At 46.1% G+C, this 16,917-nt stretch carries 15 protein-coding genes, 1 other RNA gene and 1 riboswitch; of the genes, 10 read left to right on the forward strand and 6 right to left on the reverse strand.

Annotated elements, in window-relative coordinates; genetic code table 11:
* Positions 1-139: 139 nt before the first annotated feature.
* From secG to GKZ89_RS10380, 8 genes are all read left to right on the forward strand, one after another.
* A complete protein-coding gene (gene secG, locus GKZ89_RS10345; protein WP_155112326.1) occupies positions 140-376 on the forward strand; it encodes a preprotein translocase subunit SecG in 237 nt (78 codons plus the stop codon).
* Positions 377-460: 84 nt separating this feature from the next.
* Positions 461-964, forward strand: a complete 504-nt coding sequence (locus GKZ89_RS10350; RefSeq protein ID WP_155112327.1) for a hypothetical protein — start codon at positions 461-463, stop codon at positions 962-964.
* A 140-nt stretch (positions 965-1,104) separates the two neighbouring features.
* Positions 1,105-1,845, forward strand: a complete 741-nt coding sequence (locus GKZ89_RS10355) for an alpha/beta hydrolase (protein WP_155112328.1) — start codon at positions 1,105-1,107, stop codon at positions 1,843-1,845.
* 70 nt (positions 1,846-1,915) lie between these two features.
* A complete protein-coding gene (gene rnr / locus GKZ89_RS10360; RefSeq protein WP_430697114.1) occupies positions 1,916-4,234 on the forward strand; it encodes a ribonuclease R in 2,319 nt (772 codons plus the stop codon).
* Positions 4,235-4,328: 94 nt separating this feature from the next.
* Positions 4,329-4,796 carry an SsrA-binding protein SmpB gene (gene smpB, locus GKZ89_RS10365; protein ID WP_155112330.1) on the forward strand — a complete coding sequence of 156 codons (468 nt, stop codon included), beginning with the start codon at positions 4,329-4,331 and terminating at the stop codon, positions 4,794-4,796.
* A gap of 269 nt (positions 4,797-5,065) precedes the next feature.
* Positions 5,066-5,430: a transfer-messenger RNA gene (gene ssrA, locus GKZ89_RS10370) on the forward strand.
* A 294-nt stretch (positions 5,431-5,724) separates the two neighbouring features.
* A complete protein-coding gene (locus GKZ89_RS10375; RefSeq protein ID WP_162356701.1) occupies positions 5,725-5,964 on the forward strand; it encodes a helix-turn-helix domain-containing protein in 240 nt (79 codons plus the stop codon).
* Entirely contained in the window at positions 5,954-6,292 is a 339-nt protein-coding gene (locus GKZ89_RS10380) for a DUF2178 domain-containing protein (RefSeq protein ID WP_155112331.1), read from the forward strand. The genes GKZ89_RS10375 and GKZ89_RS10380 overlap by 11 nt, the downstream gene beginning before the upstream one ends.
* Positions 6,293-6,345: 53 nt before the next feature.
* Here GKZ89_RS10380 and GKZ89_RS10385 read toward each other — a convergent pair whose 3' ends face one another.
* On the reverse strand, positions 6,346-7,452 hold the full coding sequence (locus GKZ89_RS10385; RefSeq protein WP_155112332.1) for a serine hydrolase domain-containing protein: 1,107 nt from the start codon (positions 7,450-7,452) through the stop codon (positions 6,346-6,348).
* Positions 7,453-7,772: 320 nt separating this feature from the next.
* Between GKZ89_RS10385 and GKZ89_RS10390 the strand changes: the two genes are divergently transcribed.
* On the forward strand, positions 7,773-10,295 hold the full coding sequence (locus GKZ89_RS10390; RefSeq protein WP_155112333.1) for a cyanophycinase: 2,523 nt from the start codon (positions 7,773-7,775) through the stop codon (positions 10,293-10,295).
* Positions 10,296-10,364: 69 nt separating this feature from the next.
* On the opposite strand, the gene GKZ89_RS10395 is transcribed toward GKZ89_RS10390, so the two are convergent.
* Entirely contained in the window at positions 10,365-10,787 is a 423-nt protein-coding gene (locus tag GKZ89_RS10395) for a DUF6526 family protein (protein WP_155112334.1), read from the reverse strand.
* Positions 10,788-10,961: 174 nt separating this feature from the next.
* Here GKZ89_RS10395 and GKZ89_RS10400 point away from each other — a divergent pair, with 174 nt between their 5' ends.
* Complete coding sequence (locus GKZ89_RS10400; RefSeq protein ID WP_155112335.1) at positions 10,962-13,106, forward strand: peptidoglycan D,D-transpeptidase FtsI family protein; 2,145 nt, start codon at positions 10,962-10,964, stop codon at positions 13,104-13,106.
* A gap of 54 nt (positions 13,107-13,160) precedes the next feature.
* Here GKZ89_RS10400 and GKZ89_RS10405 read toward each other — a convergent pair whose 3' ends face one another.
* From GKZ89_RS10405 to GKZ89_RS10420, 4 genes are all read right to left on the reverse strand, one after another.
* Positions 13,161-13,979 (reverse strand): MetQ/NlpA family ABC transporter substrate-binding protein, encoded by an 819-nt coding sequence (locus GKZ89_RS10405; RefSeq protein ID WP_155112336.1) that lies wholly within the window; start codon positions 13,977-13,979, stop codon positions 13,161-13,163.
* Positions 13,980-13,990: 11 nt separating this feature from the next.
* On the reverse strand, positions 13,991-14,656 hold the full coding sequence (locus GKZ89_RS10410) for a methionine ABC transporter permease (protein ID WP_155112337.1): 666 nt from the start codon (positions 14,654-14,656) through the stop codon (positions 13,991-13,993).
* On the reverse strand, positions 14,646-15,659 hold the full coding sequence (locus GKZ89_RS10415) for an ATP-binding cassette domain-containing protein (protein WP_162356703.1): 1,014 nt from the start codon (positions 15,657-15,659) through the stop codon (positions 14,646-14,648). The genes GKZ89_RS10410 and GKZ89_RS10415 overlap by 11 nt, the downstream gene beginning before the upstream one ends.
* A 64-nt stretch (positions 15,660-15,723) precedes the next feature.
* A riboswitch (SAM riboswitch) is annotated at positions 15,724-15,833 on the reverse strand.
* Between the two features lie 89 nt (positions 15,834-15,922).
* The gene (locus GKZ89_RS10420) at positions 15,923-16,636 is read right to left on the reverse strand and encodes a YebC/PmpR family DNA-binding transcriptional regulator (RefSeq protein WP_155112339.1); all 714 of its coding nucleotides are present in this window, start codon (positions 16,634-16,636) and stop codon (positions 15,923-15,925) included.
* Positions 16,637-16,917 lie beyond the last annotated feature (281 nt).

The following is a 16,917-nucleotide window of genomic DNA, read 5'->3' on the forward strand; positions in this document are numbered from 1 at the left end:
ACAAAAAAAGGATCGGCCCGGCTATAAGAGTTTTTCTGATCAGAGAAATATTTCCTCAGGCCCCTTCCTGCTATTGTACTAACCCCTTCCATATGGTACATTAAAACCACATGCGTACGCGTTTCAGGAGGTGTAATACATGCTTCATACGTCACTTATTGTTCTGTTGATTATTACATGCCTAGCACTTATTACAGTAGTTCTGCTGCAAACAAGCAAAAGCACCGGTCTATCCGGAGCAATTTCAGGCGGAGCCGAACAGCTTTTTGGAAAACAAAAAGCACGCGGTCTTGACTTGGTCCTTCACCGGATCACAATCGTCCTGTCTGTGCTTTTCTTTGTCTTAACGATTGCGATTTCCTACTTTAGCCTATAAGCTGCGGAAGAGGTCCTGATTGGTCAGGGCCTTTTTTTGTTGGGACGAGGAGAGATAAGACAGGGCCTGCCGTGACGTGAAGTTATGGAATGGCATATAGAAGTGTGGTTTCGGCACGTAAACGGTCCGGAGCGGCACGAGAGAACAGGAGACCGGCACGAAACGGATTGGTTTTGGCACGTGAAAGAAGAATGGCACGCAGGGGTGTGGTTTCGGCACGTAAACGGTTTGAGACGGCACGTAAAGAACGGAGACCGGCACGAAACGGATTGGTTTTGGCACGTAAAAGAAGAATGGCACGTAGAAGTATGGTTTTGGCACGTTAACGCTCTAGGACGGCACGTAAAGAACGGAGACCGGCACGAAACGGATTGGTTTTGGCACGTGAAAGAAGGATGGCACGCAGAAGTGTGGTTTCGGCACGTGAACGGTTTGAGACGGCACGTAAAGAACGGAGACCGGCACGAAACGGATTGGTTTTGGCACGTGAAAGAAGGATGGCACGTAGAGGTGTGGTTTCGGAACCTAAACGGTCCTGAACGGCACAAAATCCCCCGTTCCCAGCCGCAACCTGTTTATCGAGGCTAGTCCGTACTCCGAATGATCTGAAGACCCCTAAATCAGCCCCTCCTGCTTTCCTTTTTCTCTGTGCTTTGATTAAATAGAAATGAGGGTATTATGAGACAATACATAGTAAATGAACATCTTTTGAAGAGGGAGATTCAGCCATGAGAAAAGTGATGCCAAAGCCTTTTTTCTTTGAAGGCGGAGAAAAAGCCGTGCTTTTGCTGCATGGGTTTACAGGGAATACAGCTGATGTCCGTATGCTTGGACGTTATTTGAATGACCGGGGGTATACGTGTCATGCTCCTCAATATAAAGGCCACGGTGTTCCTCCAGAGGAACTCGTCCATACGGGTCCGGAGGATTGGTGGAAGGACGTGATGGAGGGGTATGAGTTTCTAAAGGAAAAAGGCTATGAGCAGATTGCGGTCGGCGGTTTGTCATTAGGCGGGGTATTTTCGCTTAAACTGGGTTACACTGTACCAGTAAAGGGTATCGTGACCATGTGCGCCCCGATGTACATTAAGAGTGAAGAGGTTATGTACCAGGGGATTTTGGAATATGCGCGGAAATATAAGAAGTTTGAAGAGAAGAATCCTGAACAGATTGAGCAGGAGATGAAGGAGTTTGAAAAAACGCCGATGAATACGCTCAAAAGTCTGCAGGAGCTGATTGCCGATGTCCGCAAAAACGTGGATATGATTTATTCACCGGCTTTTGTGGTCCAGGCGCGCCATGATCACATGATTAATACAGACAGTGCAAATATTATTCATGACGAAGTGGAGTCGGATGTGAAAAAGATCAAGTGGTATGAGGAATCCGGCCATGTCATTACCCTAGATAAGGAAAAAGACCAGGTCCACCAGGATGTTTATGAATTCCTGGAAAGTTTGGACTGGTAAGCCCCAGCAAAAGGAGGGATTTTAGTTGAACCAGGAGATACAGAAGCATGTAGACCGCCTGCTTACATTTATGCGGGATGAGGCTTACAAGCCGCTTACCATTCAAGAGCTGGAAGATGCGTTTGGTGTGGGAGAGGCTGATGTTTTCAGAGATTTTGTAAAAGCGCTCGTCCATATGGAGGAGCAGGGACTGGTTGTCCGTACAAGAAGCAACCGTTACGGTCTCCCTGAAAAAATGAATCTTGTGAAGGGGAAGGTTTCCGGACATGCCAAAGGCTTTGCTTTTGTCATTACCGAGGAACCGGGAGATGATGATATCTTCATTCCTCCGAATGAGTTGAGCAACGCGATGCATGGAGATATCGTTCTTGTCCGCGTAAGCACGAGTTCATCCGGTGCGAGAAAAGAAGGAACAGTTGTCCGGATTCTCGACCGCGGCATGAAAGAAGTGGTCGGGACGTACACCGAAAGCAAGAATTTCGGGTTCGTCATCGCAGATGATAAAAAGATTGCCAACGATATTTTTATCCCAAGAGACGCTTCTAACGGAGCGGTTGAAGGACATAAGGTCGTTGTGAAAATTACAACCTATCCGGAAGGCAGGATGAGCGCGGAAGGCGAAGTCATCCAGATTCTCGGACATAAAAACGATCCTGGTGTGGATATTCTTTCTGTTATCCACAAGCACGGTCTGCCTGGCGGTTTTTCTCCTGATGTGCTGCAGCAGGCGAACGATGTGCCGGATGAGATTGCAGAAGAGGATTATAAAGACCGCCGCGATCTTAGGAACGAAACGATTGTAACGATTGACGGGGCCGATGCAAAGGACCTCGATGATGCGGTAACGGTCACGAAGCTTGAGAACGGGAATTATAAGCTCGGTGTCCACATTGCCGATGTCAGCCATTACGTAACTGAAAATTCCCCGATTGATGTTGAAGCATTGGACCGCGGAACAAGTGTCTATTTAGTCGACCGGGTAATTCCGATGATTCCCCACCGCCTTTCCAATGGACTTTGCTCCCTTAATCCGAAGGTGGACCGTCTGACTCTATCCTGTGAAATGGAAGTGGATGATACAGGGGACGTAGTAAAACATGAGATTTTCCAAAGTGTCATCAAGACAACGGAAAGAATGACTTACACAGATGTAAACAGCATTCTCGCCCAGGATGAGAAGGTTCGTTCCAGATATGAAACCCTCGTGCCGATGTTCGAACGGATGGCAGAACTCGCCCAGGTTCTCAGAACGAAGCGGATGAACCGCGGTGCGATTGACTTTGATTTTAAAGAAGCGAAAGTACTGGTCGATCAGGATGGGAAGCCGTATGATGTCGAGCTTCGTGAACGCGGTGTGGCAGAGCGTCTCATCGAGGAATTCATGCTGCTTGCAAATGAGACGGTAGCTGAGCATTTCCACAGGATGAAGGTTCCGTTTATTTACCGGATTCATGAGGATCCGAATGAAGGAAAGCTGCAGCGCTTCCTCGAATTTATCACAAACTTCGGGTACAGCGTGAAGGGGACGGGAGATGAAATTCACCCGCGTGCACTTCAGCAAATCCTTGAAGAGGTTCAGGGACAGCCGGAAGAGATGGTCGTCTCCACGGTGATGCTCCGCTCCATGAAACAGGCAAAATATGATCCGGAAAGCCTCGGACACTTTGGACTGGCAACCGAGTTCTACTCACACTTTACGTCGCCAATCCGCCGTTACCCGGATTTAATCGTTCACCGCCTGATCCGGACTTACCTGATTCAGGGGAAAACGGACGAAAGCACGAAGCAGAAGTGGTCTGAATTGCTGCCGGGGATTGCTGAGCAGACCTCCAATATGGAGCGCCGTGCAGTAGAAGCAGAGCGTGAAACGGATGATTTGAAGAAGTCGGAATACATGCTTGATAAAATTGGCGAGGAATACGACGGAATCATCAGCTCCGTTACAAACTTCGGGATGTTTATCGAGCTGCCGAATACAATCGAAGGACTCGTTCATGTCAGCTATATGACCGACGATTATTACCGATATGACGAAAAAACCTACGCGATGATCGGGGAACGGACCGCCAATGTGTACCGCATCGGGGATGAAATTACAGTACGTGTGGTTAACGTAAACAAAGACGAGCGGGCCATTGATTTTGAGATTGTCGGCATGAAAGGCACCCGCAGACGTCCTGCGAAGGATGCACCAAGATCCATCAGTGCAGGCCAGGGCCGGAAGAAAACGACGAAGGAACGCGGGGGCGGAAGAGGCGCAGCCCCAGCCGGTAAGGAACGCAGCGGATCACCGGAAGACGGCTGGTCAACCCGCGGACCGAAACCGAAGAAGAAAAAGAAAAAAGGCTTTGAGAATGCACCAAAGGCCAAAAGGAAAAAGAAGCGGTAACGGATAGGGGCGGTGTCGGGCATCGCCCTTTCCGCCTTCATTCTCCCGTGATAAAATAGAGAGAAAAAATGAATTGCTTCGAGAGGGGTTTCACATGCCAAAAGGACAAGGAAAAGTGGTTGCGCAAAATAAAAAGGCAAACCACGATTATTCAATTGAAGAGACATATGAAGCCGGAATTGTGCTCCAGGGTACAGAAATTAAATCTCTGAGGGCAGGCCGGGTAAATCTAAAGGATTCTTTTGCCCGTATTCAAGGCGGAGAAGTATTTTTGCATAACATGCATGTAAGTCCATATGAACAAGGAAACCGGTACAATCATGATCCGCTCCGAACACGGAAGCTCCTGCTTCACAACCGGGAAATCAGCAAGCTGATCGGTTTGACGAAGGAAGAAGGATATACCCTCGTTCCTCTGAAAATTTATTTAAAAAACGGGTTCGCAAAGGTTTTAGTAGGCCTGGGCAGAGGGAAAAAGAAATATGACAAGCGTGAAGACCTTAAGAAGAAAGAGGCAAAACGCGACATTGAACGTGCCTTCCGCGACCGTCAAAAAGAATGATGGAGTGATTCCCAGTGTCCTGGATTTATTTTGGAATAGCAGCTTTATCTTTATTAAGCGCAGCAGCTGTACTGCGTAAGATCAGACAATAACATTATTTTACAATTGCAAAATCCACACAGTTTGTTATAATAGAACATGCACCGATGATAACTGAATAAGCAGCAGCTTATCTTATCACCTCTTCTGAACCGGCCAGACTTCAACCAGGACCGTTTCAGATTCCCGTATACCTGTTGGGAGAAAGCACATGCTTTCATTCTTATAATGGGGACGTTACGGATTCGACAGGGATAGTTTGAGCTTAGGCTGCGAGCCGAGTCGGCGAGCTCGTTAATAACGCCAACGCCAATAATAACTGGCAAAACTAACAACAACCTCGCTGTAGCTGCGTAACAACAGTTTATAGCGGTTCCTCCCTCCATCGCCCATGTGGTAGGGTAAGGGACTCACTCTAAGTGGGCTACGCCGGATCTCGCCGTCTGAGGGAGAAGGAAGAGAACAACCAGACTAGCTGCCCGGACGCCTGCTGAAAGGCATATGGCGCAGCGAATTCCTAATATTTCAGCTACGCTCGTAGACGTCTAAGTGCCGATATTTCTGGACGTGGGTTCGACTCCCACCGTCTCCACCAAATACATATTTGGTGGTTTTTATTTTTTCTGCACTTTATATTCGGCTATTTTAAAGCATAGTATTGATTTTTACACTCGTTGATGAACCTTTTTTAGTTGCATTAGCAGGCAAGTTTAACTAAATATAAGATATTTGCACCTAAAGCATAGATTCTCTGCATAGAGAGTTTATGCTTTTTTTAATTTTAAGAATTAGTTATCAAATTACCAAGTAAATTTAAGATTATATTTTGTATAAGTATACTTTACTTTTATCTATAAATAAATTACAATTAAATCCAGAGGTGAAAACTGTGAAAAAAGATTTGGGTGATTCCATCGCCAATAAGGTTTATGAATATAGGGTACTTGCCAGAATGTCTCAGCAGGAGTTAGCAGACAAAGTGGGAGTATCCAAGCAAACCATTTTCGTGATGGAAAAAGGAAATTATGTGCCGACTTTGCTGCTGGCATTTAGAATTGCTGAATTTTTTGAGGCGGATGTAAATGATATTTTTACTTATGAAAAGGGAGTGAAGCAAAATGGAAAGTGAGTTCTCTGGTATCTACAGCTCTTTGAGGACCTGGTCAGAACAATCTGCGGGCAATTGGAATATTCTCCTTGGCATCGGCTTATTATTGCTTGTGGCCGGTGGGATTTTAACGTATGTATTTCATAAGAAAATGGGTGAAGCAGATGAAAGAACCGTTCATATATCTCTGAAAAGCTGCCTCATCATGCTGTGTGCCATTATTTTGGGCGACCTCATCTTCCCGAAAGAATACATGTGGCAGATTTTCTTCTTATTTAAATATTCCCTTGCTTTCCTAGCCTCAGGCATCTATCTGGCCATCAAATACAAGAAGGATTTTCTGGTTTAAAGAACGGCATCACACAAAAAAACATCCAGCGATCCAACCGCTGGATGTTTCTTTCATTTATCCTGGACCGCCGGAATCACAAACTCTTCGAGGAGCGGATCAATATCCATCCCGGATGAGGTCTGAACGGCAATCAGATCAAGCTCGGGGATGACGACCATGTATTGACCATACAAGCCCATTGCTCTGTATGTATCATACCCTCCGACTTTTTTCAGCCAGAAGCTGTAGCCGTACCGGTCTCCTTCGAAGTTTCCGTTCGTATCTGCATGCGGGGATGTGCTTTCCTTCACCCAGTTTTCGGGAAGGAGCTGCTGGTCTTCCCATTTTCCATTGTTCATGTACAAGTAGCCGATTTTGGCGATATCCCTGGGTTTCATTTCTACGCCGGTGCCGCCGAGCGATGTACCGGAACGATCCGCGGGCCAGTGTACATCCTTGATTCCGAGGTGAGAGAATAAGTGTTTTTCTGCATACTCAGCCAGCGGCATGCCGGCTGCTTCCTGAATGATTTTCGAAGCTATTGCTGAATCAGCTGTACTGTAGTTCCAGGTGTTTTGATCATCCTGAATGGGCAGGCTGAGTGCGTAATAAGCAGGGTCAGCTCCTTCCATAAAGGTCTTCCACTGCTCCGACTGGTAAAAGCCCTTCTCCGTCTGTTCCGGGAATGGCAGTCCGGAGGTCATGGTGAGAAAATTCTTAATGGTCAGCGCCTTCTTTTGCTCCGTTACGTTTTCTATTCTTTTTTCATCTAAATAAGTAACGGCCTTTTCATCCACGCTTTTAATTTCCCCTTGCTTAACCGCCACACCGGTCAGGGAAGAAGTCAGGCTTTTGGTGATGGAATACACAGGGTGAACCTTTTCCCTATCAAATCCTCCGCCATATTGTTCTGCCACGATGTATCCATCACGGATTACAAGCAGGCCCTCCATCGGAATCTCTTCGTTCTTAATCTGCTCGAACATGCTGTCCAATTTCTTCTGATCCATATGTACACGCTCTGGTTTAATGCTCTTCCAGTCTTCTGTCGGCCAGTATGCTTCTGCTTTTTCTTCTGAAGCCTGAACGGACGGCTCCTTCTCTGTCTGCTTTGCTGTTTCCTGCGTGCAGCCGGCGAGCAGGAAGAAGGCTATAACGGTTAACCATTTCTTTTTCATTGTTTTGAAAACCTCCTTTTCTATATCTTCTTGTAGGTTATTCTTCACAGCAGATTGGTTATCCTCTCTACCCTCTCTATTAGAAAAGAAATTGTGTATTCTTGCTGAGAATAACTTAAAAAGAGTTCTTGTTCAGAAGAAAAGAAGGGTATCCACCCACAAGTATTTTTTGTATACTTTACATGTCTGAATTTTTAGATAATTAAAAGTAACCTGCGAGAATCAGTATTAGGATTATTCAAAAATGGGAGGGGTGCGATTTTACTCAATTCTGAAATTTAACGTCTCATACGGACATGATGAAAAAAGGGGGATGTGTCATGAAAAAACGAATCAGTCTGTTCGCTGCCGCCTGTTTATTGATCTCAACAGTTAGTATACCAGCAGCAAGTGCCAATCAAGTTCCAGCCAATTCAATTAAAGGCAGTCTTGTGATTACAGGCGGATCTCTTGGAAGCAGCAATGCAGACGTCTATCAATCATTCATTAAACTGGCGGGCGGGGAAAAACAGGCAAAGATCGGCATCGTTCCAGCGGCAAGCGGGAAACTGAAGTCTTCCAATGACTTCAAAGCGGACTTGGCGAAGTATGGGGTCAAGCCGGAAAACGTTGAGATCCTGCCGCTATCCAATCATGATTTCAGTGATACCGATTTTGATGAAAGCATGTGGAAGGACAACGTAAACAAAAAAGAATGGACAGACCGTGTCAAAAACCTGTCAGCTATTTGGTTTGTAGGCGGAGATCAGCTTCGCATCACAGAGACCTTAACAGATAAGAAGGGGAAAAACTCTAAAGTGCTTGATGCGATATGGACAATGTATAAAGAGGGTGGCGTTGTAGGCGGAACGAGCGCAGGAGCCGCAATCATGAGTGATGTGATGATCACAGGCGGTGACAGCCTCGGCGGACTGAGGGGAGAATTCACGGAGAAAGATGAGCCCCAAAATAAAGAATACGAGAAGGTCTTTATTAAAAAAGGGCTTGGATTTTTTAAATATGGCATCATTGATCAGCACTTTGATGAACGAGCAAGACTTGGCAGGCTTGCGGCAGCCGCCATTAAATACGAGAAGAGGAAAGACTTGTATAACTCGTATGGAATCGATGAAGATACCGCACTAATCGTCCATAACAAAGAGAGAAAAGCAGAGATTGTCGGCCGGGGCGGCGTAACCGTCGTTGATACTAGCAAAGCAAAGCTTGCAGGGAAAAAAGTACACCCAGTTAACAATGTGTCCATCAGCTTTCTGTCGCCTGGGGATGAGATTAATCTGCAAACGAAGGAGTTTACCATCAACCCGGATAAAGACGCAACGAGAGGCTACGAATACTATCAGTTTAAGCCGTTGGATGCAACTGGGGTATTAACGCCATACGGAAGGCTGAAACCTTATCTTGCCTATTCTTTAACGGATAATTCATCTGCCGATTCTGTAAAAAGCTACTTGTACGACAGCAAAGGAAAAGGCTACGCGTTAACTTTCAGTAAAACAAAATCATCGAATGGTTACTGGGGCTACATGGATGGTCAAAAGGATGATTATTCCATTACCAATGTCAGGCTGGATGCGGTTCCGGTTTCGGTTGGATTCCGAAAAGACAAAAAGGCCTTTAAAAATTACGAATCGTCCAATTTCAAGGTTCCGGATAAAGCAGCCCGCGGAGAGATTTTAGGAAATCTGGTAATTGCCGGAGGGGCTCTCGGTTCCAGCAATGAGGCTGTTTATAAGAGATTTATAAACTTTGCCGGAGGAAATTCAAAAGCAAAAATCGGAATTATCCCGGCGGCAAGCGGAACGTTGAGTTCATCGAATGCCTTTAAAAATGATTTGATCAAGTACGGAGTCAAGGAAGATCAGATTGAGATCCTTCCGATCTCCACACATGATTTTAAAGGAACGGCAGAAGATGAGTCTAAATGGAAGGATAACAGGAACAAGGAAGAAACGGCCGAAGCCATAAAAGAATTAAATGCTGTTTGGTTCGTTGGGGGCGATCAAACGAACATTACGAAAGCATTATTAAACGCGGATCAGTCGGAATCAAAAGCTTTATCAGCTATATGGGAGATTTATAAAAAAGGAGCGGTTCTTGGAGGAACAAGTGCCGGAGCGGCAATCATGAGTGATGTGATGATTGCCGGAGGGGGAAGCCTGGATACTCTCTCGAAAGGATTTACGGATACGTACAACGGGATGGATCAGCAGGAGGGCGGACCGGGTTATTTGGAGAAGGGTCTCGGCTTTTTCCAGAACGGTATAATTGATCAGCATTTTGATAATAAATCGAGACTAGGCAGATTGATTGCCACAGCCTATGAGAAAGGAGACCGCCGTCAGCTATCTTACGGAATTGATGAAGATACAGCGATGGTCGTCAACAACAAAGACCAGACAGTAGAAGTCATAGGACGTGCAGGGCTGACCGTTGTTGATTTATCAAAAGCAGAAAGACAAAAAGGCCAGTTCAAAAACATATCCATCTCTGCTTTGTCAGCTGGAGATATTGTGGACATGAAACAAAAGACATTTAAGATCAGTTCACATAAAGATTCGACAACAGGCTACGAGTACGGAGATTTTAAGGCTGCTCCACATACAGGCGTCCTTACTCCGCACGGCACATTAAAAAACTATCTGTCTTATAACCTGGTGGATAACGGCGGGGAGAAGAAAGTAAAGAGTTACGCATTTAACCAAGACACAGGAGTCGAGTTGATTTTCAGGAAAACCGCTGACACAGAAGGCTACTGGGGATACAAAGATGGAGGGAAGGATGACTATTCGGTGACCAATGTAACACTGGATATCAATCCGGTTTCTGTTCGAATGAAGTACTGATCATGAGGAACAATTTCTGAAAAAGAAAAAAAGGCATCCGGACAGAATTAACTCCGGATGCCTTTATCATTAAATTCGGTTATGATCCGCCTTCCAGTTCTGGATGCTCTGTTTTATCTCCTTCGGCGCAAGCTTTTCGGCAGCTGCTTTTTCTGCAAGCCCCGGAAACTCAGCATCAGGTGCAAATCTTAGGGCAACGATTTGATTCATCGTAAGAGAAGAGTCGAGCAGTTTCCCTGTCAGAGCATAATAGCGCAGGTTTTCTTCCGCTCGAATGGCACGGTCCTGGGCTTTTAGCGGATAGGTTCGGATAAAAATAAAGAAGAGAATAAGACAAACAGAGACGAGTATCATAAACAGCGCGGTGACGAGTTCTCCTCCTGTGGCGGCGTAGATGATGGAGGTTACGAGAACAGCCAGTACTCCGGCTGTTAGTCCAAAGTGAAACAGCGGATGAATCCTTGTATGATTGCTGTAATTTTGTTTTTCCATGTACATCCCTCCCTTGAGTAGTTTATGCTTCGGCGTTTTCAGTATAATCGTTCTTTGAAAAAAAGACCATTGACGGACTTTTTTCCACTCTTAAACACCCGTGGGTTTATTTCCCTTGTAAAAAAATGTAGAATAAGAGAGTGTAGATACATATAAGGGAGAGGAGTACGAATTATGCCCGAACCAACCGCAGGCCCCTCTGAAAACCGCGCGTATAAGAAAACGAGACAGCTTCGCATAAATATATTGTTTCTTGCCGTATTTTTCATTTTTGTCCTCGTTATTGTCCGGCTTGGCATCGTTCAGATTGTCCAGGGAGAAGAGTATGTAAAAGAAGTGAACCGGAGTGAAACGGATGTATCCGCTTACCCTGCTCCGCGGGGAAAAATGTATGACCGGTACGGACGTGTAGTTGTCGATAACATCGGGATTCCGGCGGTCACCTATACAGTTGACCGAAAAACAAAGCCGGAGGATAAGCTGAAAACAGCGCGGGAGCTGGTAAAGCATATTCAGGTGGAAGCTGATGCCATTCAAAAAGTGAAAGAACAGGAAAGCAACCGCGATCTGAAAGATTATTGGCTCGCTGCCTATCCGGAAAAAGCAGAAGAACTGCTTAAAAAATCTGAGTTGAAGAAAGAAGGGAAAGAGCAGTATCAGCTTCAGCTTGAGCGGGTGCCGAAGAAGGAGATCGAAAGACTGAAAAACAGTGATCAGCATCTTTCCATGGCGGTCCTGTTTAAGCGTTTTTCTTCCGGATACCAGTATGAGCCGCAGCTTGTAAAGGCACAGCTTCCGCCTAAAGATGGAAAGACTGGGGCCGATGTGATGCTCACGAACGAAGAGATGGCGAGTGTCTCCGAAAATCTCGAAAAGATGCCGGGACTGAATATTATTACAGACTGGGACAGGCAGTATCCTTACGGCAGCACCCTCAGTACTTTGCTTGGCAAAGTCACAACCTCAAAAGAAGGATTGCCGAAGGAACAAATGGACTATTTTATGACACGGGGCTATTCACGCAATGACCGTGTCGGGAAAACGTACATTGAAAAGCATTATGAGCAGTATTTGAATGCATCAAAAGCAAAAATTCAGTATACCACGGATAAAAACGGGAACGTAGAAGAAGAGATCATCAATCCAGGCAGGCGCGGCTATGACCTGCAGCTCACCTTTGATATGGAGCTCCAAAAAGAGGTCGAGAAGATTATAGAAGAAGAAGTGCCGAGGGGCAGGGGAAAAGCTGGGAACAATTACGTGAACAATGCGTTTGTCGTTGTGATGGATCCCAATAATGGGGATATCCTCTCCATGGCCGGCAAGCAGTTCCGCTTCAGAGAAGGAAAAGCTCCGATGGATTTCTCATATGGCGCATTTACCGGTCAGTATGAAATGGGATCTGTTGTGAAAGGTGCTACTGTTCTAACTGCTTACCAGCATGGGCTGAGGATTGGACAGGGCTATTACGATGCCCCGGTAAAGTTTAAGGGCACGCCGGAAAAGTCATCTGCAGGAAATCGGTCACTTGGCTGGATGACAGATATTTCAGCTTTGAAAAAGAGCTCCAATATTTATATGTTTAAAGCTGTGATTGAAAACATCCCCGGGTTTTCGTATGTAAGAGAAGGTCCTTATAAGGGCACATTTGCTGATTTTAATGTCCTTAGAAATGGCTATCATCAATTCGGTCTTGGAACGAAGACGGAAATTGATCTGCCTGGAGAATCTGCCGGACTGAGCAATGAACCGTCTTTTCCGGGGCAGCTTCTTGATTTCTCAATCGGCCAGCTGGACACGTATACACCGCTTCAACTCGCACAGTACGTATCGGTCATCGCCAACAACGGCTACCGCGTGCAGCCGCGTGTTGTTAAGTCCATCCATGAACCAACATCCGAAACAGGGATCGGCCCTTTCTATCTGGACAGGCATCCAAAGGTTTTGAACCGTGTAAACAACACAGGAGCTGAAATCAGACAAGTCCAAAGAGGCTTTGAAGCCGTTACTCAGTCCGGGGGAACAGCAGCCGGTAAATTCCCGGGACTGGATGTCGCCGGAAAAACGGGTACTGCACAGAGTTTCTATCGGATTCCAGGAACCGACCGGACAGTAAACACGTATAATATCAACTTTGTCGGCTACTACCCGGCATCAAAACCGGAGATTGCCTTCAGTGTTGTCGTTCCTTATGCAGAAAGAGATATTAATAAAGACATTTCAGCAAGAGTGGTCAAAGCGTATGCAGATCTCCAGAAAAAATATGCACAATCGGGAACCGAACTGCAGACCCCGGCAGAAAAAGAAAAACAGGAATAAAGGAAAAGAGCCTCTGCTTTTAGAGGCTCTTTTACGTATTTATACGGATTTCGATTAATCCGCCATCCACTCCGGTTTTTCAAAGCCTTTAAAGTCCTCATCCATCGTTTTCTCGAATTCATCTGATTCGACCGCGGCTTTTAAGTCTTTAGCCCATTCACTGCTTAAATCCTTCTCGTTCACGGCAACACGGTTTCTATACTGATCCGCCATTTTTTCAAGAACGGCAGCATCAAGCAGGTTCATTTTTGCAGCAAGTGCGAAGTTCCCGGGAACCGCTGACAAATCTGTTCCATCCAGAGCACGAGGAAGCTGCGCGGCTTCAAGCGGCTTGAACTGGAGATTCTTCACATTCTCTTTTACATCTTTCTCGGAGACGGTTAATGGGTTTGCAGATGGATCCAGCTTGACCAGTCCGGCATCCTCCAGAATCAGCAGGGCACGGGCTGCATTTGTCGGGTCATTAGGGATCGCGATCTCAGAACCGTCTTTAATTTCTTCCAGTGTTTTAAATTGTTTAGAGTAGATTCCCATAGGGGCGGTTGGAACGGAAATAAGCTCCGCCAACTCAAGGCTGTGCTCTTTATTAAACGTGTCCAGGTAGATTTTATGCTGAAACAGATTCGCATCCAGGTCGCCTTTTGAAAGAGCGAGGTTCGGTTGGATGTAGTCGCTGAATTCCACAACTTCGACTTTGTAGCCTTTTTTCTCAAGGACCGGCTTGATGGCCTTGCTCACCATGTCACTGTATGGGCCAGATGTAGCACCAATTTTAATTGATTTATCAGCCTTTCCGGCAGTACTCCCTGCTCCGCAGCCTGCGAGCAGTCCAATCAGTACGGATGAAATAATTGCGATTCCTAATTTTTTCATGTCTTTTCTCCTCATCTTTTGTCTGTGATTTTCGCAAAGCGGTCTCCCGCGAATTGAATAATTTGAACGAAGCAAATCAATATGATGATTGTCGTAAACATGACTAGATTGTCATACCGGTAGTAACCGAAGCGAATGGCCAGATCTCCCACGCCGCCGCCTCCTATAATCCCCGCCATAGCCGAATAGGCAACCAAACTGATGACTGTGATCGTAACTCCCTGGATGATGCCCGGCTTCGCTTCAGGAAGCAGGACTTCTTTTATGATCAGCCATGGGGAGGCTCCTGTTGCAATCGCTGCTTCAACGACACCTTTGTCGATTTCCCGCAATGATTGTTCGACGAGCCTGGCAAAGAACGGAATGGCAGCAGCAGACAGGGAAACAGATGCCGCAGCCGGGCCGATCGTCGTTCCTGTAAGAAGATTGGCAAGCGGCAGCAAGGCAATCAATAAGATAATGAACGGGATTGACCGAATTATGTTGACGATAAAGCCGAGGATGTTTTTGATCCATGCATTCTCCAGAAAGAGGCCTTTATCGGTTACAAACAGCAGGATTCCAGCAGGAAGCCCGAAGATGAACGAAATCAGGACTGAAATTCCAACCATATACAACGTTTCAAGAAAGGCTTTATTTAATTCCGGCAGCAGGGCGGTGAGGCTTTCAAGCAGCATCCTGGATCACCTCCAATTTTTCTGTTCTGGACTGAATGTAGTGGATGGCACGGTCCACTTCTGCCGGATCTCCTGTCAGCTCGATGATAAAAATACCGAGCGGGACGTCCTTGATGTATTCAATTTTGCCATGAAGGATATTGCCCTTTACTTTAAAGGTCTGAAGAGCGTCCGAGATGACGGCTTCACCGGCTGCTGCTCCCTGAAAGAAAATTTTCACGATTTTGCCGGGACTTGCCGAGAGGAGAGACGCTGGTATCGAAAACTGCAGGATGGTATTAATGAACTCTTTAGTCAGCGGATTAGCGGGATTTGTGAATAAATCATAAACATGCCCTTCCTCGACGACAGCTCCGTTCTGCATGACAGCCATCCGGTCGCAGACCTCTTTTACCACGTCCATTTCATGGGTGATCAGGACGATCGTCAGCCCGAGCTCGCGGTTGATTTTCTTAAGCAGGGACAAGATGGATTGTGTTGTGCTCGGGTCGAGGGCGGAGGTCGCTTCATCGCAAAGCAGGACAGATGGATCGTTTGCAAGCGCCCGGGCAATCCCGACCCGCTGCTTTTGCCCGCCGCTCAGCTGGGCGGGGTACGCATTCCTCTTATCACTCAGACCCACCATCTCAAGCAGTTCCGTTACCCGTTTATCAATTTCCGCCTTATTTTTGTGAGCGGCTTTTAATGCGAAAGAAATGTTTTCAAAGACCGTTTTTGAACTGACTAAATGAAAATGCTGAAAGATCATGCCGATTTTCAGTCTGGCTTTTCGCAGCTCAGCTTTTCTGAGAGATGTGAGCGGGATGCCGTCGATAAGAATCTCCCCCGAGGAAGGCTTTTCGAGCAGATTCAGACACCTTAGCAGCGAGCTTTTTCCTGCTCCGCTATAACCGACGATGCCGAAAATTTCCCCCCGCTTAACGTGCAGAGAAACATGGTCAACACCGGTCACCTTGCCTTTTTTCGTTTTGTATTCTTTGACGAGATTCCTGACTTCGATCACTTGTTTTCCTCCTAAATAAAAAGCCTCTTTCCATTCGGAAAGAGGCGTCGTCATTTGTATAAACGGCTTATCTTTCAGAATGAAATCATTCTGTAGGAAGTGGCACCTTTCCATGTAAATATGGAGGTTGCCGGACGTCACAGGGCCTAGTCCCTCGGTCGCTCTTGATAAGGTAATTGTATGAAATTTGTGATAAGTCTTATATTAAATATAAAATTTTAGATTGTCAATATAAAAAAACAGGCCGGCATGGCCTGTTTTTATTAAAGCTCTACGTTGTGATAAACCTGCTGAACATCCTCCAGATCCTCAAGGGCATCAATCATTTTCTCAAATTGAGCCTGTGCGTCCTCAGGGAGTTCAACGTCACTTTGCGCAAGCATGGACAGCTCAGCTACTGAGAATTCAGTGATTCCGGCATCCTTGAATGCTTCCTGCATCGCATGGAACTGGTCCGGCTCTGCATAAACAATGACGGAATCTTCTTCTTCAATAATGTCGCGTGCATCTACATCCGCTTCCATAAGGATCTCGAGAATCTCATCTGAGGACTTTCCTTCGAGACCAATAACAGCAGTTGAGTCAAACATGTACGCAACCGATCCGCTCACACCCATGTTCCCGCCGTTTTTCCCGAACGCCGCCCGAACCTCGGACGCTGTCCGGTTCACATTATTCGTCAGCGCATCCACGATCACCATCGAACCATTCGGTCCAAAGCCTTCATAGCGCAGCGCGTCATAATTCTCCTCGCCGCCGCCTTTCGCCTTCTCGATCGCCCGGTCAATAATATGCTTCGGAACATTATACGTTTTCGCACGCTCAAGAACAAATTTCAGCGACTGATTCAGCTCCGGATCCGGCTCGCCCTGCTTCGCCACCACATAAATCTCCCGGCCAAACTTCGCATAAATCCGGCTCGTATTCTTATCCTTCGCAGCCTTCTTCTCCTTAATATTGTTCCACTTACGGCCCATATCTGTTCACTCTCTTTCAGTTTGAAATCTACCTTTCATTATAACTCATTTAGGTGGTGTGATACGAGGGATTTGTTGCGGGGGAGGGGGGAGGGCGGTGAGGTTGCGCGAAATTTGTCGGAAAGTCGATATATTCAAAAAATAGTCGATTTATTACTTTTTGGATCGATAAATTAAAATAATGGTCGATATATCTAGATAATAGTAAGCGTTAAATAAACCACACCTTCAGTCTAAGTTTCCCCCATGAGATACTCTTTTTAACTTCTATCTGAAAGGGG

Source organism: Metabacillus mangrovi, from assembly GCF_009711125.1.
Lineage (GTDB): Bacteria > Bacillota > Bacilli > Bacillales > Bacillaceae > Metabacillus_B > Metabacillus_B mangrovi.